This window comes from Rhodococcus sp. X156 (genome assembly GCF_004006015.1).
Lineage (GTDB): Bacteria > Actinomycetota > Actinomycetes > Mycobacteriales > Mycobacteriaceae > X156.
On record NZ_CP034766.1, the window covers coordinates 1,200,479 to 1,221,870 of the forward strand.

17 protein-coding genes are annotated in these 21,392 nt (G+C 69.6%); 6 read left to right on the plus strand and 11 right to left on the minus strand.

Annotated features, from left to right (window positions below; all coding sequences use genetic code 11):
• Positions 1 to 72: 72 nt before the first annotated feature.
• From ELX43_RS05710 to ELX43_RS05735, 6 genes are all read right to left on the minus strand, one after another.
• On the minus strand, positions 73 to 780 hold the full coding sequence (locus ELX43_RS05710; RefSeq protein ID WP_127782524.1) for an ABC transporter ATP-binding protein: 708 nt from the start codon (positions 778 to 780) through the stop codon (positions 73 to 75).
• Positions 777 to 1,907: an ABC transporter permease gene (locus ELX43_RS05715; protein WP_206518117.1), complete on the minus strand. Its 1,131-nt coding sequence runs from the start codon at positions 1,905 to 1,907 to the stop codon at positions 777 to 779. Before ELX43_RS05715 ends, ELX43_RS05710 begins: the two co-directional genes overlap by 4 nt.
• A 119-nt stretch (positions 1,908 to 2,026) precedes the next feature.
• Positions 2,027 to 3,403 carry a glutamate decarboxylase gene (locus ELX43_RS05720; RefSeq protein ID WP_127782525.1) on the minus strand — a complete coding sequence of 459 codons (1,377 nt, stop codon included), beginning with the start codon at positions 3,401 to 3,403 and terminating at the stop codon, positions 2,027 to 2,029.
• A gap of 78 nt (positions 3,404 to 3,481) precedes the next feature.
• Entirely contained in the window at positions 3,482 to 5,242 is a 1,761-nt protein-coding gene (treZ, locus tag ELX43_RS05725; RefSeq protein WP_127782526.1) for a malto-oligosyltrehalose trehalohydrolase, read from the minus strand.
• A gap of 87 nt (positions 5,243 to 5,329) precedes the next feature.
• On the minus strand, positions 5,330 to 6,361 hold the full coding sequence (locus ELX43_RS05730; RefSeq protein WP_127782527.1) for an acyl-CoA dehydrogenase family protein: 1,032 nt from the start codon (positions 6,359 to 6,361) through the stop codon (positions 5,330 to 5,332).
• On the minus strand, positions 6,358 to 7,581 hold the full coding sequence (locus tag ELX43_RS05735) for an acyl-CoA dehydrogenase family protein (RefSeq protein ID WP_127782528.1): 1,224 nt from the start codon (positions 7,579 to 7,581) through the stop codon (positions 6,358 to 6,360). The genes ELX43_RS05730 and ELX43_RS05735 overlap by 4 nt, the downstream gene beginning before the upstream one ends.
• A gap of 200 nt (positions 7,582 to 7,781) precedes the next feature.
• On the opposite strand from ELX43_RS05735, the gene ELX43_RS05740 reads away from it, so the two are divergent.
• Together ELX43_RS05740 and ELX43_RS05745 are read left to right on the plus strand one after the other, a co-directional pair.
• A complete protein-coding gene (locus ELX43_RS05740; RefSeq protein WP_206518118.1) occupies positions 7,782 to 9,050 on the plus strand; it encodes a cytochrome P450 in 1,269 nt (422 codons plus the stop codon).
• A 469-nt stretch (positions 9,051 to 9,519) separates the two neighbouring features.
• Positions 9,520 to 10,059, plus strand: coding sequence for a hypothetical protein (locus tag ELX43_RS05745; RefSeq protein WP_241249802.1), 540 nt, complete (start codon positions 9,520 to 9,522; stop codon positions 10,057 to 10,059).
• Between the two features lie 286 nt (positions 10,060 to 10,345).
• On the opposite strand, the gene ELX43_RS05750 is transcribed toward ELX43_RS05745, so the two are convergent.
• Together ELX43_RS05750 and ELX43_RS05755 are read right to left on the minus strand one after the other, a co-directional pair.
• Positions 10,346 to 10,876 (minus strand): hypothetical protein, encoded by a 531-nt coding sequence (locus ELX43_RS05750; RefSeq protein ID WP_127782529.1) that lies wholly within the window; start codon positions 10,874 to 10,876, stop codon positions 10,346 to 10,348.
• The gene (locus tag ELX43_RS05755) at positions 10,866 to 11,507 is read right to left on the minus strand and encodes a DUF5343 domain-containing protein (RefSeq protein WP_127782530.1); all 642 of its coding nucleotides are present in this window, start codon (positions 11,505 to 11,507) and stop codon (positions 10,866 to 10,868) included. The genes ELX43_RS05750 and ELX43_RS05755 overlap by 11 nt, the downstream gene beginning before the upstream one ends.
• Positions 11,508 to 11,876: 369 nt before the next feature.
• On the opposite strand from ELX43_RS05755, the gene ELX43_RS05760 reads away from it, so the two are divergent.
• Positions 11,877 to 12,899, plus strand: a complete 1,023-nt coding sequence (locus tag ELX43_RS05760; RefSeq protein ID WP_127782531.1) for a hypothetical protein — start codon at positions 11,877 to 11,879, stop codon at positions 12,897 to 12,899.
• A gap of 431 nt (positions 12,900 to 13,330) precedes the next feature.
• Positions 13,331 to 14,107 carry an HNH endonuclease gene (locus ELX43_RS05765; protein ID WP_127782532.1) on the plus strand — a complete coding sequence of 259 codons (777 nt, stop codon included), beginning with the start codon at positions 13,331 to 13,333 and terminating at the stop codon, positions 14,105 to 14,107.
• A gap of 29 nt (positions 14,108 to 14,136) precedes the next feature.
• Here ELX43_RS05765 and ELX43_RS05770 read toward each other — a convergent pair whose 3' ends face one another.
• Entirely contained in the window at positions 14,137 to 14,400 is a 264-nt protein-coding gene (locus tag ELX43_RS05770) for a hypothetical protein (protein ID WP_127782533.1), read from the minus strand.
• A 71-nt stretch (positions 14,401 to 14,471) separates the two neighbouring features.
• Here ELX43_RS05770 and ELX43_RS17950 point away from each other — a divergent pair, with 71 nt between their 5' ends.
• Positions 14,472 to 15,239, plus strand: coding sequence for a hypothetical protein (locus ELX43_RS17950; protein ID WP_241249803.1), 768 nt, complete (start codon positions 14,472 to 14,474; stop codon positions 15,237 to 15,239).
• A gap of 106 nt (positions 15,240 to 15,345) precedes the next feature.
• Here ELX43_RS17950 and treY read toward each other — a convergent pair whose 3' ends face one another.
• Both treY and glgX read right to left on the minus strand, forming a co-directional pair.
• Complete coding sequence (treY, locus tag ELX43_RS05785; RefSeq protein ID WP_127782536.1) at positions 15,346 to 17,709, minus strand: malto-oligosyltrehalose synthase; 2,364 nt, start codon at positions 17,707 to 17,709, stop codon at positions 15,346 to 15,348.
• Positions 17,706 to 19,859 carry a glycogen debranching protein GlgX gene (gene glgX / locus ELX43_RS05790; protein ID WP_127782537.1) on the minus strand — a complete coding sequence of 718 codons (2,154 nt, stop codon included), beginning with the start codon at positions 19,857 to 19,859 and terminating at the stop codon, positions 17,706 to 17,708. Before glgX ends, treY begins: the two co-directional genes overlap by 4 nt.
• Before the next feature lie 201 nt (positions 19,860 to 20,060).
• Between glgX and ELX43_RS05795 the strand changes: the two genes are divergently transcribed.
• Positions 20,061 to 21,380 (plus strand): adenosylmethionine--8-amino-7-oxononanoate transaminase, encoded by a 1,320-nt coding sequence (locus ELX43_RS05795; RefSeq protein WP_206518119.1) that lies wholly within the window; start codon positions 20,061 to 20,063, stop codon positions 21,378 to 21,380.
• Positions 21,381 to 21,392 lie beyond the last annotated feature (12 nt).

Here is a 21,392-nt window from a genome sequence, read left to right on the forward strand (position 1 = left end):
CCTCGGCTGGACAGCGGGCCCGCACCGTCGGCAGCGACGGTGCGGACCTGTGCAGGGTAGTCCCGCGGCCGCTCAGCGTGCGACGCGCTCCTGCTCGGTCACCGCGCCGTCGGTCATCTCCACCACCCGGTCACAGTGCTGGAGCACCTCGTGGTCGTGGGTCACCATCACCGTGGCCACGCCCGCCTCGTGCGTGGTGCGGGCGAGCAGCTCCACCACCTCGTGGCTGCGGGCGCGGTCCAGCGCGGCGGTCGGCTCGTCCACCAGCAGCACCGACGGGTTGCTCATCAGCGCTCGGGCGATGCCCACCCGCTGGCGCTCGCCGCCGGAGAGCTGGCCGGGCCGACGGTCCGCGCGGTGGGACATGCTCACTGCCGCCAGCAGCGCGGCGGGGTCGCCGGTGTCCTGCTTGCCGGTGATCTTGGCGACGAGCCGCAGCTGGTCCAGCGCGGTGAGCGCGGGAATGAGGTTGCCGGACTGGAAGACGAAGCCGACGTGCTCGCAGCGGAAGGTGGCCAGCTCCCGCTGGGACAGCGTGCCGACGTCGACGCCGTTGACCACCACGGTGCCGGAGGTGGGCTGGGTGAGCCCGCCGGCCACCGCGAGCAGGGTGGACTTGCCGGCGCCGGAGGGTCCGACCACGGCCACGATCTCGCCGGGGCGCACCCGCAGGTCGACGTGGTCCATGGCCACCACCGTGGTGTCGCCGTCGCCGAAGGACAGGGTGGCGCCGGCGAGGGTCAGGCCGGAGCGGGTCGAGGTGGGGGTGGGGCTGCTCATCGGTTCTCTCCCAGCGCGGTCAGCGGGTCGACGGAGGCGATGCGGACGACGGCGGCCGCGGCGCCGACCAGCCCGAGCACGATCAGCAGGACGGCGCCGCCGATGATCGGCGCGGCCTCCAGGGCGAAGGGCATGCCCGAGCCCACCAGCAGCGAGCCCAGGCCCACGCCCACGGCCACACCGACGGCCACCGACCCGAGCAGGATGAGCAGCGCCTGGGTGAGGCCGTCGCGCACGAGGAAGCCGGTGGAGGCGCCCATCGCGCGCATCACCGCCAGCTCCCGGGTGCGCTGCACCGTCCAGATGGTGAAGAACGCGCCGACCACCAGCGCCGAGATGGCGTAGAGGAACCACGTGATCATGTCCATCGTCATCATCTCGGCCGTGTAGCCGGGGGAGGCGTCGAAGGACTCCGTGAGGGTCTTGCTGGCGGTCTGCGCGGCGGCGTCGCCGGCGGCCAGGTCGGGGGTGAGACCGTCCACGCCCTGGACGGCGACCACGCTGGCCTCGCCGTACACGTCGGGGTTGGGCTGCTCGCCCACCTTGGTGCCGGCGTTGATCTCCTGCCAGGTGCGCAGCGGCACGTACGCGACGTCGACGTGGCCGAAGGTGCGCTGGTCGGCGGTGAAGCCCACCACGGTGAGCTCGGTGCCCAGCCGGTCGATGACCACGGTGTCGCCCAGGTTCACCCCCGCGTCGCGGGCGGTCTCGCTCACGATGATGTCGCGCTCACCCTGCAGCGCCGCACCCTCGGCGGCGGTCGGCTCCAGGAAGGAGCCCGTGGCGATGCCGAACAGGGTCAGGTCCACCGGGGTGCCGGTGGAGGTCCTGGCGTTGACGATGGTGTTGCCGAACAGCTCGGCACGGGCCACGCCGGGCTGCTCGCGCCAGGCGGCGGCCTGCTCCTCGGTGACCACCGAGCGGCTGAACGCCGAGTCGGTCTTGGTGCCCTCGGCGAAGGCGAAGGACTGCACGGGGGTGCGCTGCAGGCCGGACACGCCGTCGTTGACCAGGCCCGAGGACAGGCCGGACAGCATCACCATGAGGATGGAGATGAGGGCGATGACCGCACCCATCAGCAGGAAGCGGGTGCGCGCGAACCACAGCTCGCGCAGGGCGAGGAACATCGTTGGTCCTCCGGGTCGGGGGCAGGACGTCGCAGGCGGCACGTGCCGACACGATGTCGACATCATATCAACGTAGTGTCGACAAAGACGGGGCGAGTGGGGTGGCCTGCGGCCTCGCGCTAGTGGTGGAACCCCGGGTGCTGCGCCGCCGACGGCATGGGCGCGGTGAGCCGGTCGAGGTAGCGCGTCTCCCGCTCGATGTCCTCCAGCAGGAGGTCGGCCACGTCCATGCTCAGCCCGTTGCGCACCACGATCCGCTCCACGGTGAGGTCGGTCAGGTCGTCGGGCATCGGGTATGCCGGCACCAGCCAGCCACGGGTGCGCAGCCGGTCGGCGAGGTGGTAGAGGTTCCACTTGTCGGTGTGGCCCGACCGCAGCCGCCACGCGAAGACGGGGATGTCGGAGCCGTCGTTCCACAGCTCGAAGGCATCCAGCCGCCCCACCCCGTCGGCGAGGTGCCGGGCCACGTCCTGCGAGGCCTGCTGCACCTGGGTGTAGCCGCTGCGCCCCAGCCGCAGGAAGTTGTAGAGCTGCAGCACCACCTGCGCGCCGGGCCGGGAGAAGTTCAGCGCGAAGGTCGGCATCTGCCCGCCCAGGTAGCTGACCCGGAAGACGAGGTCCTCGGGCAGCTTGTCGGTCGAGCGCCACACCACCCAGCCCAGCCCGGGGTACACCAGGCCGTACTTGTGCCCGGAGGTGTTGATGGAGTGCACCCGCTCCAGCCGGAAGTCCCACACCAGCTCCGGCTGCAGGAACGGCGCGATCATCGCCCCAGAAGCGCCGTCCACGTGCACCGGCACGTCCAGGCCCGTGCGGGCCTGCAGGGCGTCCAGGGCGGCGCAGATCTCGGCCACCGGCTCGTACATGCCGGTGTAGGTGACCCCCATGATCGCCACCACGCCGATGGTGTTCTCGTCCACGTGCTGGTCCAGGTAGTGCCCGTCGAGGGTCTTGTGCTCCTCGGTGATGGGCACGAGCCGGGGCTCCACCTCGAAGTAGTTGCAGAACTTCTCCCAGCACACCTGCACCGCGGAGCTCATCACCAGGTTGGGGCGCTCGGTGGACCTCCCGGCGGCGCGGCGCGCCTGCTGCCAGCGCCGCTTGAGCGCCAGCCCGCCCAGCATGCAGGCCTCCGAGGAGCCCAGGGTGGAGGTGCCGATGGTGTCGTGCGGGTCAGGCGCGTGCCAGAGGTCGGCCAAGATGCGCCAGCAGCTCTCCTCGATGGCCGCCGTCTGGGGGTACTCGTCCTTGTCGATCATGTTCTTGTCGACGGTCTCGGCGTAGAGCCGGCGCGCGTGGTCGTCCATCCAGGTGGTGACGAAGGTGGCCAGGTTCCGCCGGGCGTTGCCGTCGAGCATCGTCTCGTCGTGGGCGACCTGGTAGGCCGTCTCCGGCATCATCCCGTCGTCGGCCAGCTGGAACCGCGGCGCATGCGTGCGCTCCCCGGGCCGGGCGAACAGCGGGTTGACCGGGATGTAGGGACGCCGCTCGGCCATGGGGAACCTCCGCGCTGGGCAGCACCGGTCCCCACTCACGGTACCGGCGCGGTGGGGCGAACCCCCAGGTCAGCCCGCTCAGGTCGCCAGGATCGCGAACGACTCCGGCGCCAGCTCGGTCTGCGCCCCCCGCGCGGTGACCGCGGTGGAGGCCAGCAGGGTGCGCCCGGCCACCGGCACGGTCACCGGGTTGGTGCTGAGGTTGCACGCCACCCGCAGCGACCCGCGGTGCAGCACGATCCAGCGCTCGTCCTCGTCGAAGTCGACCCGCAGGTCCGCCAGCCACGGGTCGCTCAGCTCGGGGCGCTCCCGCCGCAGCGCCAGCAGGTCGCGGTAGACCTGCAGCAGCTCGGCGTGGCGGCCCACGGTCACCTCCGACCAGTCCAGCGTGGACCGGTGGAAGGTCTCCGGGTCCTGCGGGTCGGGGATCTCCTCGGCGTCCCAGCCGTGCTCGGCGAACTCGCGCTTGCGCCCAGCCGCGGTGGCCTCGCCCAGCTCGGGCTCGGGGTGGGAGGTGAAGAACTGGAACGGGGTGGACGCGCCCCACTCCTCGCCCATGAACAGCATCGGCGTGTAGGGCGAGCACAGCACCAGCGCCGCGCTGACCGCCAGCATCCCGTGCGACAGGTACGCCGAGGGCCGGTCGCCGATGGCCCGGTTGCCCACCTGGTCGTGGTCGGAGGTGTAGGCCAGGAAGCGGTAGCCCGGCGTGGTGCGGACGTCGACCTCCCGGCCGTGCACCCGGCCGCGGAAGCTGGAGAACGTGGCGGCGTGGAAGTAGGCGTGCTGCAGCGTGCTGGCCAGGCAGTCCATGCTGCCGAAGTCGGCGTAGTAGCCCTGTCGCTCGCCGCTGACCGCCGCGTGGATGGCGTGGTGGATGTCGTCGTCCCACTGCGCGGTGAGGCCGTAGCCGCCGGCGGCGCGGGGAGTGACCAGCCGCGGGTCGTTGAGGTCGCTCTCGGCGATGAGGGTGAGCGGGCGGCGCAGGTGCGTCGACAGCGCCTCGGTCTCCACCGCCAGCTCCTCCAGCAGGTGGATGGCCGACTCGTCCACCAGCGCGTGCACGGCGTCCAGGCGCAGCCCGTCCACGTGGAACTCGCGCATCCAGCGCAGCGCGTTGTCGATGATGTAGCGGCGCACCTGGCCCGAGGACGCCCCGGACAGGTTGATGCTGCGGCCCCAGCTGTTGCCACCGGCCTCGGACAGGTAGGGACCGAAGCGCTCCAGGTAGTTGCCGGACGGACCGAGGTGGTTGTAGACCACGTCGACGGCCACGCCCAGGCCCCGGCGGTGACAGGCGTCCACGAAGCGCTGCAGGCCGTCCGGGCCGCCGTAGGGCTCGTGCACGGTGTACCAGAGCACGCCGTCGTAGCCCCAGTTGTGCGTGCCGTTGACGCCGTTGAGCGGCATCAGCTCCACCATGGTGACGCCCAGGTCCACCAGGTGGTCCAGCTTGGCGATGGCGGCGTCGAAGGTGCCCTCGGGAGTGAAGGTGCCCACGTGCAGCTCGTACAGGCAGGCCCCGGCCAGCTGCTGGCCGCCCCAGAGGCCGTCGGTCCAGGCCGCAGGGTCGAGCCGGTGCACCTGGGACAGCGCGTGCACGCCCTCGGGCTGGCGCGGCGAGCGCGGGTCCGGGATGGGGGTGGGGTCGTCGTCGAGCAGGAACCCGTAGCGGCTGCCGGGGCCGGCGCCGGCCACGTCGGCGTGCCACCAGCCGTCGTCGTCGCGCTGCATGGGGTGCTCGGTGCCGTCGACCACGACGCGGACGGACTGCGGGGTGGGTGCCCACACGTCGAAGGGCCAGGCGTCAAAGGTCTGGGCGGCAGCGGTTTCGGTCACGTGCTCATTCTGCGGGGTGGACTGGACGCCCGCGACCCGGGCCGGTGTGATCTCTCCCGGCCCGGGTCGCGGATCTGCCTGTCCGGCTCAGCTGGCGGTGGTCGGCTCCAGCTCCACCGGCGCCGGGTCCGGGGCGTTGGTGGGGGCCGAGGCCAGCGCGAGGCGCGCCACCTCGTCGAAGGCGCTGGCGGCGTCGCCCAGCAGCAGCCGGTCCACCTTGGCACGGCGCCAGTACAGGTGGGCGTCGTGCTCCCAGGTGAAGCCGATGCCCCCGTGCACCTGGATCAGCGTCTCGGCGGCCTGCTCCAGCACCCCGGCCGCGGAGGCCTTGGCCGAGGCGGCGGCCAGCGGCAGCTCGGCGGCTGACTCGTCAGCCGTCCACGCCGCCCACCACACCAGCGAGCGCAGCTGCTCCACCCCCACGAAGGAGTCCACCAGCATGTGCTTGATGGCCTGGTAGGAGCCGATCTGGCGGCCGAAGGCCTCGCGCTCCTTGGCGTAGGCCACACCCATCTCCACCGCGCGGGCGGCCGCACCCAGGCCCTCGGCGGCCAGGATGATCCGAGCCACCCGCTCGGCCCGGTCCCAGCGCTCGCCGATGCCGGAGGCGATCACCTCGGAGTCGGTGAGCTCCACGGTGCCCAGGCCGCGGGTGGGGTCGATGGGGTCGCCCACGGTGACGGTGCCCGAGGAGAGCACCAGGTCGTCGCCGTCGCGGCTGAGGAAGCGGGTGGCGGTGGCGGCGTCGAGCGCCGGCGCGCCGGGGGCGTCCACCACGGCGTAGGAGACCGAGCCGTCGGCCAGGCCGGCGAGGCGCTTGTCGTCGCCCTCCAGCAGCACGGACGCCCGGGCGGCGGTCACCAGCGACGGCCCGGCGAGCACGCGCCCGGCCTGCTCGGCCACCACGGCGAGGTCGAGCACGCTCTGCCCGGCGCCGCCGGCGGCCTCCGGCACGGTGATGCCGTAGAAGCCGATGTCGGCGATGGCCTGGCGGCCGGGCGCGGTCGGGGCGTCGCCGTCCAGGCTCTTGCGCGCGTCGGCGGGGGAGGCGGTGCCGGTGAAGAAGTCACGGGCCGCCTCGGCGAACACCCGCTGGTCGTCGTCGAGGTCGAAGTTCACTGCTGTCCTCCTGCGGGAGCTGACTTCACGGGGGCGTTCTTGTCCGAGCGCGGCTCGGTGGGCAGACCCAGGACGCGCTCGCCGAGCACGTTGCGCAGCACCTGGTCGGTGCCGCCGGCGATGGCCATGCCGGGCAGCACCGCCTCCAGGTGCTGCCAGGTGTCGGAGCCGTCGGCGGTACGGGCGAAGACACCCTCCTGCCCGAGCAGGCGCACTGCGTAGCTGGCCATCGCGCGGGAGGCCACGGTGCCGGCGAGCTTGCCGGCGCTGGCCTCCGGGCCGGGGGACTCGCCGCGGCTGATCGCGGAGAGCTGGCGGTAGCCGGTGTAGCGGATGCCCAGCGACGCCACGTAGGCCCGGCCGAGCTCCTGGCGGGCCAGCGCCTGCTGGTCGCTGGAGAGGCTGCTGAGCCGGTTGGCGGAGTGCTCGATGACCGCGTCGATGCCCACTCCGATGTCGGTGCCGCCACCGCCGAGGGAGAGCCGCTCGCTCATCAGGGTGGTGAGCGCGACGCGCCAGCCGTTGTCGACGTCGCCGAGGCGCTCGCTGTCCGGGATGACCACGTCGTCGAAGAAGACCTCGTTGAAGTCGGCGCCGCCGCTCATCTGGCGCAGCGGGCGGACGGTGACGCCCGGGGCGTGCATGTCCACCACGAACATCGTCAGGCCCTTGTGCTTGGCCACGTCGGGGTTGGTGCGGGTGAGCAGGATGCCGTAGTCGGCGATCTGGGCGCCGGTGGTCCAGACCTTCTGGCCGGTGACGTGCCAGTCGCCGTTGTCGTCCTGCACGGCCTTGGTGCGCAGGGCAGCCAGGTCGCTGCCGGAGGCGGGCTCGCTGAACAGCTGGCACCAGATGTCGTCGCTGCGCAGCAGGCGCTGCAGGTAGCGCTGCTTCTGGTCGTCGCTGCCATGGGCGATGACGGTGGGTCCGCACATGCCGATGCCGATGAGGTTGATCAGCGAGGGGACCCCGGCGCGGGCCATCTCCTGGTCCACGATGGCCTGCTGCATGGGGGTGCCGCCCTGGCCGCCGTACTCCACCGGCCAGGTGACGCCGACGAAGCCGCCGTCGAACATGCACGCCTGGGAGGCCTTGGCCGCGGGGACGTCGTCACGGCCGTTGCGGGCGCCGCGGTGCCCCAGCTCGTCGCGGTGGGCGGTGATGAAGCTGCGCACGCTCTCGCGCCACGCCGCCTCGTCCGGGGTGTCGTCGAAGTCCATGGGCGATCTCCTCAGGCGTCGGGGCCGGTTGACGTGAACGTACTACCTGTTGCCTGGAACACGTTGCACTCGTCCCGGACGCTGGTGTAGTCCACCGGCGCGGTGCCGTTGACGCTGGTGTCGCACCCTCGTAGCGTGCGCAGCCAACCGCATGATCCGTCCGGATCGGCAACAGGTTCGCCAGACGAAGGGACGTCCCGGTGACCGTGACGTGGACGACGCCGACCGACATCGACCTCTCCGACCAGGAGTTCTGGGGTCGGCCCCCGGCGGAGCGGGAGGCGGCCTTCGCGCTGCTGCGCAGGCAGGCGCCGTTCTCCTTCCACGCCGAGCCGGTGGTCCCGTTCATCCCCGAGGGGCCGGGCTATTACGCCGTCACCCGGCACGCCGACGTGGACGCGATCAGCTCGCAGCCGGCGGTGTTCTGCTCCGGCCAGGGGGCGATCTCCATCGCGGACATGCCCGCCGAGCTGACGGAGTTCTACGGCTCGGTGATCAGCATGGACGACCCCCGCCACGCCAAGATCCGACGCATCGTGGCACGAGCGTTCACGCCCAAGATGCTGGAGTCGGTGATGGACAGCGTGGAGGTGCTGGCCACCGAGCTGGTGGCCAGGGCGCGCCGGCTGGCCGAGGACGGGGACGGCACCTTCGACCTGGTGGCGGAGGTGGCAGCGCCGCTGCCGCTGCGGGTCATCTGCGACATGATGGGTGTGCCGGAGACGGAGCACGAGCTGGTGCTGCGGTGCACCAACATCATTCTCTCTGGCGGCGACCCGGAGTTCATCGCCGACGAGAACGAGGCGGTGCGGATCTCGCTGGAGGCCGGTGGCGAGCTGGCGGGGCTGATGACCCGGCTGGCGGCCGAGCGGGCGGAGACGCCCACCCAGGACCTGACGTCGGCGTTGGTGCACGCCGAGGTGGACGGCGAGCGCCTGACCCACCAGGAGATCGCGTCGTTCTTCATCCTGCTGTGCGTGGCGGGCAACGAGACCACCCGCACGGCCATCAGCCAGGGTGTGCTGGCGCTGAGCGAGTTCCCCGACCAGCGTGACCGGTGGATGGCTGACCCGGGGCTGACCAAGACCGCGGTGGAGGAGATCGTCCGGTGGGCCACCCCGGTGATCTGGATGCGCCGCACCGCCACCCGGGACGTGGAGCTGAGCGGGCGGCAGTTCCGCGCTGGCGACAAGTTCCTGCTGTTCTACAGCTCGGCCAACCGCGACGAGGACGTCTTCGCCGACCCGTACACGCTGGACCTCGGTCGCAGCCCCAACCCGCACCTGGGCTTCGGCGGCCGGGGCCCGCACTTCTGCCTGGGGGCCAACCTGGCCCGGCGCGAGATCGCGGTGACCTTCCGGACGCTGTTCGCGCAGGTGCCGCACCTGCAGGTGGTGGGGGAGCCACCGCGGCTGCGCTCGTCGTTCATCAACGGCATCAAGAACCTGCCGGTGTCGCTGCGCGCCTAGCGCTCTACCTGCGGGTCTGTGTCCGCGATCCGGCCCAGGGGCACTTCGCTGCTTCACTGCTCAGTGAGAATCATCGTTCACTTGAGTTTCCGGGGGCCGGTGGCAGGGCTGAGCCCGAGCGCCACAGGGGATCCGACACACGTCGGCCCGCTGCAGGACAACCTGCTCTCGGCAGTCTCTACTCGCTGCTGCACCCCGACGCGGTGCCGCAGGGGATGAACGACTGGTCGTGCAAGCCCACCCCGGAGCACCCCAACCCGGTGGTGCTGGTCAACGGCACCTTCGAGAACCGCTACGCCAACTGGGCGATGTACTCCCCGCAGCTCAAGGCCGACGGGTATTGCGTGTTCGGCCTGAACTACGGGAGCGCCGAGGGCAGCCCCATCCAGCAGCTGGGCAACATGCGCGCGTCGGGTCTGCAGCTGGGGCAGTTCGTCGACCATGTGCTCGCGGTGACGGGCGCGGGCACGTGGTCGACCTGGTGGGGCACTCACAGGGTGGTCTGCTGCCGCTGTACTACATCAACCGGGCCGGCGGCGCGGACAAGGTGGGGACGACGGTGGGTGTCGCTCCGCCCAGCAACGGGGTACGGGTCTACGGGCTGCTGCCGTTCTTCGCGGAGAACGTCTTCCTCAACGCCCTGGTGGGGGCTCTTCGGTGCCGCGGCGATGGACTACACGGCGGGCTCGCCGTTCATGCAGGAGGTGGCGGTCGGAGGGATGACGCGGCCGCAGGTGCAGTACGTGACCATCAACTCTCGCTACGACGGGCTGGTCACCATGGCGGAGGCCGCGCTGCCCGCGGGCCCAATGTGGATACCCAGTCGGTGTGCCCGCAGAGCTTTGCCGACCACGCCACGGTGGTCTACGACGACATCACCCTGCGCCTGGTGCGCAACGCGCTGGACCCGTCGACCGCGCAGTCACCGGCGTGCCATCTGGTGCTGCCGCTGCTCAACACGCGGCTGAACTGGCTGCTGGACCCGATCGTCCCGCAGCCGGCGAGCTGACCGGAACACCTCACGGCGGGTTGGGGTCGCACAGGTCGGACGGATGGTGAAGTGAATTCACCCTAGGTGCTTGTTCAGGGTCGAGGTGGAGGGGTGGGATCCACTCGACGCGGCCGTGGGTGCCGATGCGGACGGTGATGCCTTCGTGGGTATAAGGCGGTGGTCGAACGGACAGACCAGTGCCAAGTCCCGACAGAACGATTGAGGCACCGTCTGCCTGATTGCCACAGGCATGGCCCCCGCTGGTAGTCGACCCGCCCCACCGCCGGTCTGCTGCGACCGCCGCCTAGTGCAGCAGTGTGGCGATTCGCTTCATCATCTCGTCGAGGTAACCCAGGGTGTCGTTGATGCTCGGCTCGTAATCGCCGGGATGTGCGCACTCGTTGCGCTTGGCAAGAAGTCCTTGCAACGCTTTTGTCATCGCATTGGTAATCAAACCCTGCTTCTTCAGAACTTCGAAAAGCGTGTAGTCCTTCTGCTCTCGGAAGTCGGACGCCTGTGTGATCTTCCACTGCGGGTATTGGGCCTGGATTGCCGTTAATCGATTCGGGTCGGCCGCAATCCACTCGTGCACAAAATCCATCAACGCAGCGAACGACGTCACGTGCGCTGATCGATAGAGTCCGTGCTCAGCGCACTGAAGGGCCTCGCGAAACAAACTGTCCTGCTTTATGTTGAGCTGGGTCAACTTCCCGTAAGACTCGGTCAACGTCATCACGCGATGCGTCGAGCCCTCGCGCTTCGCCAGGAGCTTGCTCAGCTCGACCTGCGCGTTGGCCGCCCAGTCGGCGACCTCGCGCGGAGTTCTAGCTGCCATCCGTCAGGCCGCCGAGGTGATTCGCCATTGCGGCGAAAAATGCGTCGTAGACGGCCGGATCGCTTGTGGCATCAACTGACAAGGCGATGTTCACATTTATCACAACACTGCCAGAGTTGCCGTTGCGCGGATGACGGCGCTGCAGAGCCTCGTCATCCGCACCCTTGGCATCGCTGCCGGGCAACTCGTCGTGTTCAGCGTTGGCAGTTCCGAAGTCGCCGAATTTGCAGAGCACCTTGAACGTCTTGACGACCAGTCCGGCCTTCTCGTCATTCAAGTCTGAATTACTCTTGACGACCGTAACAAGGTCGGAGTCCGTCTGGCTATCTGCCTGCGGGTACACATCAAACAACGGCTTGTACGCCTTCGCGATTGCCTTCCCAACCAAGCGTCGCCCAGGCTGCCCACCGCGAAGACCTTTCTTGTAAGCGTCGTTCGGTTGACCAGAAGAATCTAGCAACCCTGCGTACTTCAACACGGTGGGAAAGCTTCGCGCGTGCGACGAGCCGAAGCCGATCGACTTAGGAAAGTCAGTCGTCATCTTCTCGGGTGTGCCGACGGACTGAAGCTTTTTGATGAACTCTTCCAGTTTGCCTGGGCTGTAGTTGAAGACGAACTCGATTGACGGCATGCGTGGATCATAAGGGTCTCAGCCGGAGTTTGGCTGTGCTGCCTGCGGGTATCTGTCGTCGCCGTGGGACAAGCGGCGTTCAAGTAAGCGGGTGGCGCGGGTCACTGCCCGCGTGTCCGACGAGAGTCAGCCGGTCCCGTACGTCACCCGGCATACGCAGGTCCGGGTCTACGACACTTCACGCGCCGCGCTCTGCAAGGTTTCGTGCTCGACCGGCGGCGGCCCCGCTACGGCTGGTTCGCCAGCGCCTAGTCCGGCTTCGAGAGCACCGCGCAACCCGCCCACCCCGGGCAGTGGCGGGCGAGCGAGGTTTGAGGCTAGGTTCCTCCAAAGCCGTTGCTACGAAGGTCTTTCCGCTAGGAGTCGAACGTGGTCACAGTCCTCATCCACCCCTCTCGCGGGAACGCGGACGGACGGGTGAACCTCAAGCGGTCCCTGGAAAAGACAGTGCGCTTCATAGACCCGGCCATCGCCAGCCTCCTCACTGAGACAGAGCGGACCGAGTTGCTGCTACGCCACCCCAGCGGAGAGGCCCACTTCTGGGGCACCTACGACCAAAACAAGGCGCTCATTTCCCGCGTGTTCGAAGGCGACGCGGTTATTTTCACTGGCCAAGGATCGGGCTGGGGAGTCGGCGTGGTGGGGTACCGCTTCGAGAATCCAGTCTTCGCTCGAAAGGTCTGGCGGGAGACCGAGGGTAAAGGCACATACCAGCACATCTACAGCCTCGCCCGGTTCCACAAGACTGCGATCCCCTACGCCGACATCAACGCACCACTGGGGCTGAAGCCGACCAATCACTTCCAGGGCATGGCCGTCTATGACCGCGATGGCCGGGGCGACCTACTAGTCGAGGCCCTCCACCTCGATGTCGGCGCCGACTACATGATGGCGGACGCAGCTCTAGCGGAGAGCCTCGAGGGTGAGGTTCCGCCTGACAGTCCGCTGCGACCGATCGAGCCCGCTTTCGACGGCACGATCCCAGTGACGGCTCGTGCGGCCGGCGTCATGAGGCGGGGCGAGAGCATGCTCGTGGCTGCCTTCGCTGCAACACTGCCCTCGCGAGTAACGTATGGCCGCCAGCTGGTCACTGCAGGCATGACCGACCTGTGCATCGAATGGCCCGACCATCAAGAACTCGTCGAGGCTAAGAGCCTCGCTGACCACGGTCACGTCAGAGCGGCGCTCGCGCAGCTCCTGGACTACGCACCCGCGCTCGCTAGTCCGCCAGCCGTTCTAACCGCTCTCTTCCCGACCCGACCTGACGACCGAAGCGTCCGTTTGCTGCACCGCTACGGTGTTGACTGCCTGTATCGGGCAGCCTCAGAGGACTACGCCCGCGAGGCGGCACCGGAGCATGCGAGTGCTGGCATCCGATTGCTCTGGCATTGATTGGCGGATTCTACGGTGATCAGTAATCGGTAGTCCGAGGACTTCGCTGATAGCGAGTTCCTCATCCGGCGGGCGCGCTCCCCGATCAAGAGTGGCCACCATGGCGAAAGCGATTATCCTGCTCGAGCGCCCAGCGAGGATGTCGAACACATCAGCAAACCGTTCTGCAGGTCAGCGCCGGCCGTGACGTGCGAGGGGGCTCGCGGGATGTCCTGGACGCTTTACCCCCCCGAGCAGCGCGCACGACAAGACGATATCCTGTCTCGGTGGCTCCTCTTCGCTTCGTGAGCTTTGGTCTTCGTCTCGCTCCCACTCGTCTCTGCAACGATCGGCCTCATCGGCGCGGCGCTGTGGCGCAAGCACCGATGCCGGCAACGAGTTCATCGCCCAAGATCACCGCCGTGACGTGAGGCTCTAGGCGACGATTGCGCATGGCAGACAACGGACCGAACCACATCGAGGCTCGCCCTCGCCGGAATCCGACGTGGGCCCAGGACGAGCTCATCCTCGCGATGGACCTCTACGTGCGGGAGGGCCCGGTTGGCAGCGAGCACCCCGAGGTCGTCGCGCTGAGCAGCATCTTGAACGACTTGCCTCTCCACACAGACCGCCCGGATCGAGACCGGTTCCGGAACGTCAACGGCGTTGCGATGAAGCTGGCGAACTTCGCGGCTATCGACCCTGCGCACGCGGGACGGGGCCTCGACGCCGGAGGCGCAGGCGACCAGCTCGTGTGGCAGACCTACACCGACGACCGGGTGAAGCTGCACGCCATCGCCGAGCTCCTGCGTAAGGGCGTCACCCCCGGGACCGAAGTGGACCTGCCAGTCGGTGCGGTCGAGGGCGAGGCGGGCATCGCGGAGGGACGCCTCCTCTACCGGCGTCACCTCGCCCGCGAGCGTGACCCGAAGATCATCAAGCGCAAAAAGAAGCAGGTGCTGGACGCGACCGGGCGTCTTGCGTGCGAGATCTGCGAGTTTGACTACGTGACGACGTACGGCACCCTCGGCGAGGGCTACGCCGAGGCTCACCACATCGTCCCACTGTCGGAGGCGGGCGAGTCGAAGACGAAGCTCGCAGATCTGATCATCGTGTGCGCGAACTGCCATCGGATGCTCCACTCGCGGCACGGCTGGGTTCGCCCCGATGCCCTTCGAACGATCCTTGCCGAGGCCGCCATCGAGGCCGGGGGTTCGTCCGCGAGTTAACCCGGTGCTGGATGAGCACGCGAAGGCGCTCACGGGACCCAGAGGCTTGCAAAGTCGCTAAGTATCGGGACCACCCAGCCGCCGTCCTGGTCACGCCACCCGACGCTGTCGGGCTGAACGCCCCAGTGTGGGAGAACCATGTTGATCCGCTCGAGGTCGGTGGCGTCGTGCGGACTGCCGCCGAACTCGCGGAACTCTGCCATCTGTTCAGCAAGTTCCTCGGTGGGGTCGAGTCGAAGTCGCCGGATGTGGGCCTCGTCGCTGTAGGTGAGCATCGTGAGTCGAACGGTCATGGATGGGGGTGACAATCGCCTGCATCGACTCGGTCGAAGGAGTTGGCTCCGAGGGGTCGAGAACTCACTCGGTGGAGATGCGGACCGGCGGCGACGCTGGCAGCGCTTCGATGCCGAAGCGATCGCTGGGCGGTGGATTGTCGGCATCGGCGGCAGGTGCTGAATGGTGTTCCGGTTCGGCTGGTGTCGAACAACGGCTGCAGCGGTCCCCCACGAAGCAGGATGTACCGCATCTCCATGTGATCGATATCGAACAGCAGCTCGACCTCGAGGACGGTTGTGTCGTCCTGCATGCCGACGGTCTGAACGATCTCGCTCATGCCAATGAACACGATCCGGGGCTTGAGCGGGGGCGTGCGTCATTTCGCGCGCTCGGCGAACATGGCGCCCTTTGGAGTACGCGACTGTGCGCGTCATTGGCACAGGTGCCGCAGTGGCCTAGGCCTGCTGTAGGGCAACGACATCGCGTCGGCGGCGATGCGCAGCAGATTCCGGACGGGCACGGTGCCACCCGAGGCGGTGCCTGCTGTTCCGGCGCCTCGCCCGAGGCCTGCCAGTCCATGGTGACCACCCCCGTCGCAGGTAACCCGCGGTTGATCGATAGCTCACCGCTGGCGAGGGCAGAGCAGCAGAGGGTGGCGAGGGCGTGGTTGCGCTCGGCGGCGCTACGCGGATCCGCCACTCCGTCCTCGGTGACCGACCGCGCCGCGGTGGAGAACCCGGTGTCCTCAACGCGCTCCTGCACCGTCGCCACGGAAGCGGCGAACGAGTCCAGGGCAGCAGCCATCCCCTCGGGAACCACCGCCGTTGCACCACTCGAGCTTATGTGCAAGTTCTAGGCCCCGGCCCGACAGTTTCCGCCCCTGCCGAGCAACGATCCCGAAGAGACAGAAACCGCCGCCTCCCAGCACGGGAGACGGCGGTTCGCGCAAGCAACCAGGCGAGCTAGCTGCGCACCAACAGCGCCACCGGCAGACGGCCGAACACCTCGGCCAGCGACAGCTTGTCCCGGTACGACTGCCCGGTGAGCCGATCGGTCCACTCACCCGTCGGGAGCGCCACCGTGGTGGATCCCCAGTCGCCCAAGGTCACCGACAACCGGGTCGCCAGCGCGAGGACGTCAGCCGCGTCGCCCTGCGGCCCGCGGGAGAAGCCCACCAGGTGCTCGGCCTGCTCACCCTCGGCGAGCACGGGTGCGTAGGTGCCGCCGACGAAGGACTCCGGCCGCTCCCGCCGCAGGCTGAGCGTCTTGCTCACCACCAACAGCTTGGCCGCCCCGGAGGGATCGACCGGTGGCACCGTGTCCAAGGTGGACAGCAGCTTGGTGCGTCGGTCGTAGTCCACCTCGCGGCGGTTGTCCGGGTCGACCAGGGAGTCCTCCCACAGCTCGGTGCCCTGGTAGACGTCGGGCACGCCCGGCCCGGCCAGCTGCAGCAGCTTCTGGCCCAGCGAGTTCGACCACCCGCGGGGAGCCAGGTCGGCCACCAGCTGGCCCATCGAGGCGGCGACGGGACCGTCCAGCACCTGGTCGATCCAGGTGTGCATGGCCTGCTCGAACTCTTCGTCGACCTCGTTCCACTCCGTGCGGGTACCCGCCTCGCGGGCGGCCTTCTCCGCGTAGGCGTGCAACCGCTCCCGCAGCTGCGGGACGTCCGCGGCGGTGCGACCGTCCGCGGGCCACACCCCGAAGATGTTCTGCCACAGGAACGAGCCCATTCCACCGTCGGGGGAGGGGGCGACCTCCTCCCAGCGCTCCAGGGCCTGCGCCCACAGCTGCGGCACCTCCGAGAGCACCGCGATGCGAGACCGGACGTCCTCGCCGCGCTTGGTGTCGTGGGTGCTCAGCGTGGTCATCGCCGCGGGCCACAGGGTGGCGCGCTCGGCGAAGGCCAGGTGCATCTCCGCCGGGCTCACGCCGAAGCGGCCAGGGTCACCGCCCACCTCCTGCAGGCTCACCAGCCGGTTGGTGCGGTAGAACAGGCAGTCCTCCACGCCCTTGGCGGTGACGGCCCCGCACACCTGCTGGAAGCGGGTGGCCGCCTCGCCGCCCGCGACCAGGGCAGCGCTCACCCGGGACAGCGCAGCCGAGAGCTCCGGCCGGGCGACGCTCACCTGCGCCACCACGGCGGGCAGCATCCCGGCCAGGGACGGGTAGTCGGCCCGGTACACCGGCACCGCCGCCACCAGCTCCACCACGGCGTCCACCAGCTGGTCGTGCGCCGCGTCGCCGGCCTCGATGGCCCGCACGCAGCGCTCCAGCTCCGGGCGCAGGCCCGCACGGGCCACGCCCAGCTTCAGCTCGTGCTCGGTCGCGTGCAGCTGCTCGGCGTCGCCGGCGGCACCGGTGCGCTGCACCGCGATGGCGCTCAGCGGCTCCGCGCCGGACGGGTCGACGAACACCCCGCCCACCTCGCGCAGCGCGTCATACCCGGTGGTGCCGTCTGCCGGCAGGCTGGTGTCCAGCGCCTCGTCCGGCGCCAGGATCTTCTCGATCACCAGCCAGCGGTCGTCGCCGATGGCCCCGCGCAGCCGGGCCAGGTAGCCGGCCGGGTCGGCCAGGCCGTCCGGGTGGTCCACCCGGATCCCGTCCACCACGCCGTCCTGGGCCCACCGGCGGATCTCCGCGTGGGTGGCGTCGAAGACGGTCTCGTCCTCCATGCGCAGCGCGGCGAGGCCGTTGACGTGGAAGAACCGGCGGTAGCCCACCAGCCCGGAGCGCCACGGCACCAGCTGGTAGGCCTGCCGGTCGTGCACCTCCTGGGCGGTGCCCCCGAGCGTGCCCGGGGCGACGGGGAAGCGGTGCTCGTAGAAGCCCAGCTCGGCGTCGTCGCCGGCACCGACGACCTCCAGCGCCTCGACGTCGGTGGCCGAGCCCAGCACGGGCAGCGCGATGCGCCCGTTGCAGCCGTTGTCCGGTGCCCAGTCGATGTCGAAGTAGCTGGCGTAGGCGGAGTCGCGACCATGGCGGAGCACGTCCCACCACCACGCGTTCTCCGACGGTGTCTCCACCCCCACGTGGTTGGGCACGATGTCGACCACCAGGCCCAACCCCCGCTCCCGCGCCGCCGCCGACAGCCGGGCCAGCCCCTCGGGGCCGCCCAGTGCGGCGGAGACCGTGGTCGGGTCGATGACGTCGTAGCCGTGCTGGGAACCCTCGGCCGCGCTCAGGATGGGCGAGAGGTACACCGCGCCCACCCCGAGCCGCCGCAGGTAGTCCAGCTGGGCGATGGCCTCGTCGAAGCCGAACGCGGGGACCCCGTCACCGGCAGCGTGCAGCTGCAGCCGGTAGGTGGAGGTGGGGGCGCTCATGCGGTCTTGCGCAGGACGAGCAGCGACCGGGCCGTCACGCTGATCGCGAGCCCGGCCTTCACCACGGTGTCCTCCTCGCGGGCGCCGGTGGCGGTGGCGGTGTCCAGCTCCACCGTCCACTCCTCGGCGTACTCGCCGTCGGGCAGCACGAAGTCGAGGTCCTCGTGGTGGGCGTTGAAGCACAGCAGGAACGAGTCGTCCGTGATGCGCTCACCACGCTGGTCCGGGTAGGGGATGCCGTCGCCGTTGAGGAACACGGTCAGGCTCTTGCCGAACCCGGCGTCCCAGTCCTCCGGGGTCATCTCCCGGCCCTGCGGGGTGAGCCAGGCGATGTCGCGGACCTCCTCGCCGGAGCGCAGCGGCCGACCCTCGAAGAAGCGGCGCCGGCGGAACACCGGGTGCTCGCTGCGCAGGGCGATCGCCCGGGCGGTGAACTCCACCAGGTCAGCGCCCGGGGTGCCCTCCTCGGCGAGTGCCCAGTTCATCCAGGCCAGCTCGGAGTCCTGGCAGTAGACGTTGTTGTTGCCCTGCTGCGTGCGGCCCATCTCGTCGCCGTGCGCGATCATCGGGGTGCCCTGGCTCACCAGCAGGGTGGCCAGCACGTTGCGCTGCTGGCGCGCCCGCAGCGCGTTCACCTCGGGGTCGTCGGTGGGGCCCTCCGCGCCGCAGTTCCACGAGCGGTTGTGGCTCTCGCCGTCCTGGGAGTTCTCGCCGTTGGCCTCGTTGTGCTTCTCGTTGTAGGACACCAGGTCCATCAGCGTGAAGCCGTCGTGGGCGATGACGAAGTTGATGCTGGCACCCGGGCGGCGGCTGGACTCCTTGTACAGGTCCGACGAGCCGGTGAGCCGAGAGGCGAACTCGCCGAGGGTGGAGTCCTCGCCCCGCCAGTAGTCGCGCACGGTGTCGCGGTACTTCCCGTTCCACTCCGTCCACAGGGACGGGAAGTTGCCCACCTGGTAGCCACCCTCGCCGACGTCCCACGGCTCGGCGATCAGCTTGACCTGGCTGACCACCGGGTCCTGCTGGACGAGGTCGAAGAAGGCGCTGAGCTTGTCCACGTCGTGCAGCTCGCGGGCCAGGGTGGAGGCGAGGTCGAAGCGGAAGCCGTCGACGTGCATCTCGGTGACCCAGTAGCGCAGCGAGTCCATGATCAGCTGCAGCGTGTGCGGGTGGCGCACGTTGAGGCTGTTGCCGGTGCCGGTGTAGTCCATGTAGAACTGCTCGTCGCCATCGACCAAGCGGTAGTACGCGGCGTTGTCGATGCCGCGGAAGCTGATGGTCGGGCCCTGGTGGTTGCCCTCGGCGGTGTGGTTGTAGACCACGTCGAGGATCACCTCGATGCCCGCCTCGTGCATGTCGCGGACCATCGCCTTGAACTCGTTGACGGCCGAGCCGGCCGGCAGGCCCTGCTGGCCGTACTCGGCGTGCGGGGCCAGGAAGCCGAAGCTGTTGTAGCCCCAGTAGTTGCGCAGACCCTTGTCCAGCAGCGTCTGGTCCTGCATGAACTGGTGCACGGGCATCAGCTCGATGGCCGTGACACCCAGCTTCTTCAGGTGCTCGATGATGGCCGGGTGCGCCAGGCCGGCGTAGGTGCCGCGCTGGTCCTCGGGCACGTCCGGGTGCGTCATCGTCATGCCCTTGACGTGCGCCTCGTAGATCACCGTCTGGTGGTAGGGCGTCTTGGGTGCGCGGTCGTAGCCCCAGTCGAAGAAGGGGTTGATGACGACCGAGGTCATGGTGTGGCCCAGGGAGTCGTCGGTGTTGCGCTCCTCCGGGTTGTCGAAGCTGTAGGAGAACAGCGACGGGTCACCGTCGAAGTCGCCGTCGAAGGACTTCGCGTAGGGGTCCACCAGCAGCTTGCTGGGGTCGCAGCGGTGCCCGTTCGCCGGGTCGTAGGGCCCGTGCACCCGGTAGCCGTAGCGCTGGCCCGGCTGCACTGACGGCAGGTAGCCGTGCCACACGTAGCCGTCCACCTCGATCAGCGGGATGCGCGTCTCGGCGCCGTCGTCGTCGATCAGGCACAGCTCGACGCCGTCGGCGATCTCGGAGAACAACGCGAAGTTGGTGCCGGTGCCGTCGTAGGTCGCGCCCAGGGGATACGCGCTTCCCGGCCACACAGAGGGGGCGGTGGTCTTGGTGTCATCGGCCATTGGTCAAACACTAGTGGCGCTGCCGCGCTGACACAGGTCGACAGCAGTGACGGTAGTTACAGCGTTTCACCACGCACAGTGACGCAAAGTGTGCCTCTGCGCTCCCGAGTGCCGGGCGCACCACCGGAATCGCCCCGCCGGTCGGGACGAGCGTGCGTGGCCGGACGGGACGAGCACCGTGACGCGATCTACCGTCGTGCCATGACCCCCGAGGAGATCCTGGCGATCGACGCCGCCCACGTCTGGCACCCCTACGGCGCCGTCTCGCTCGGCCCGGCCGGGCCGGAGTCCGTCGACGCGGCGGAGGGGCCACTGGCGCCACTGGTGGTGACCTCGGCGCAGGGGGTGCGGCTGACGCTCGGCGACGGGCGCGAGGTCATCGACGGGATGTCGTCCTGGTGGGCGGCGGTGCACGGCTACCGCCACCCCGTGCTGGACGCCGCGGTCACCGACCAGCTGGGCCGGATGAGCCACGTCATGTTCGGCGGGCTCACCCACGAGCCGGCCGCCCAGCTCGCCCAGCGGCTGGTGGACCTCACCCCGGACGGGCTGGAGCACGTGTTCTTCGCCGACTCCGGCTCGGTGTCGGTGGAGGTGGCCGCGAAGATGTGCCTGCAGTACTGGCGCGGCAAGGGCAAGCCGGCCAAGCACCGGCTGATGACCTGGCGCGGCGGCTACCACGGCGACACCTTCACCCCGATGAGCGTGTGCGACCCCGATGGGGGCATGCACTCGCTGTGGACCGACGTGCTCACCCCGCAGGTCTTCGCCGACGTCCCGCCCAGCGAGCTGGGGGCGGCCGGGCTGGACGAGGCCTACGTGGCGCACCTGGCCACGATGATCGCCGAGCACGCGGACGAGCTGGCCGCGGTGATCGTGGAGCCGGTGGTGCAGGGCGCGGGCGGCATGCGCTTCCACGACCCGCGCTACCTGCAGGTGCTGCGCGAGCTGTGCCACCGCCACGACGTGCTGCTGGTGCTCGACGAGATCGCCACCGGCTTCGGCCGCACCGGTGAGCTCTTCGCCGCCGACCACGCCGGCATCGCCCCGGACGTGATGTGCGTGGGCAAGGCGCTGACCGGGGGATACCTCACCCTGGCCGCCACGCTGTGCACCCCCGAGGTGGCCAGGACCATCTCGGCGGGGGAGGCCGGCGGGCTGATGCACGGGCCCACCTTCATGGCCAACCCGCTGGCGTGTGCGGTGGCGACGGCCTCCATCGACCTGCTGCTGTCCCGGGACTGGCGCGGCGAGGTGGCGGCCATCGGCGACGGGTTGCGCGCCGGCCTCGCCCCGGCCGCCGAGCTCCCGGGGGTGCGCGACGTGCGGGTGCTCGGCGCCATCGGGGTGGTGCAGCTCGACCACCTGGTGGACATGGCTGCCGCCACCGCCGCCGCGGTGGACGCCGGGGTGTGGTTGCGCCCGTTCCGCGACCTCGTCTACACGATGCCGCCGTTCATCAGCAGCCCCGAGGACGTGGCGCGGATCTCTGCCGGCGTGGTGGCCGCCGCGGGGGCCTGAGCGCCGCCGTAG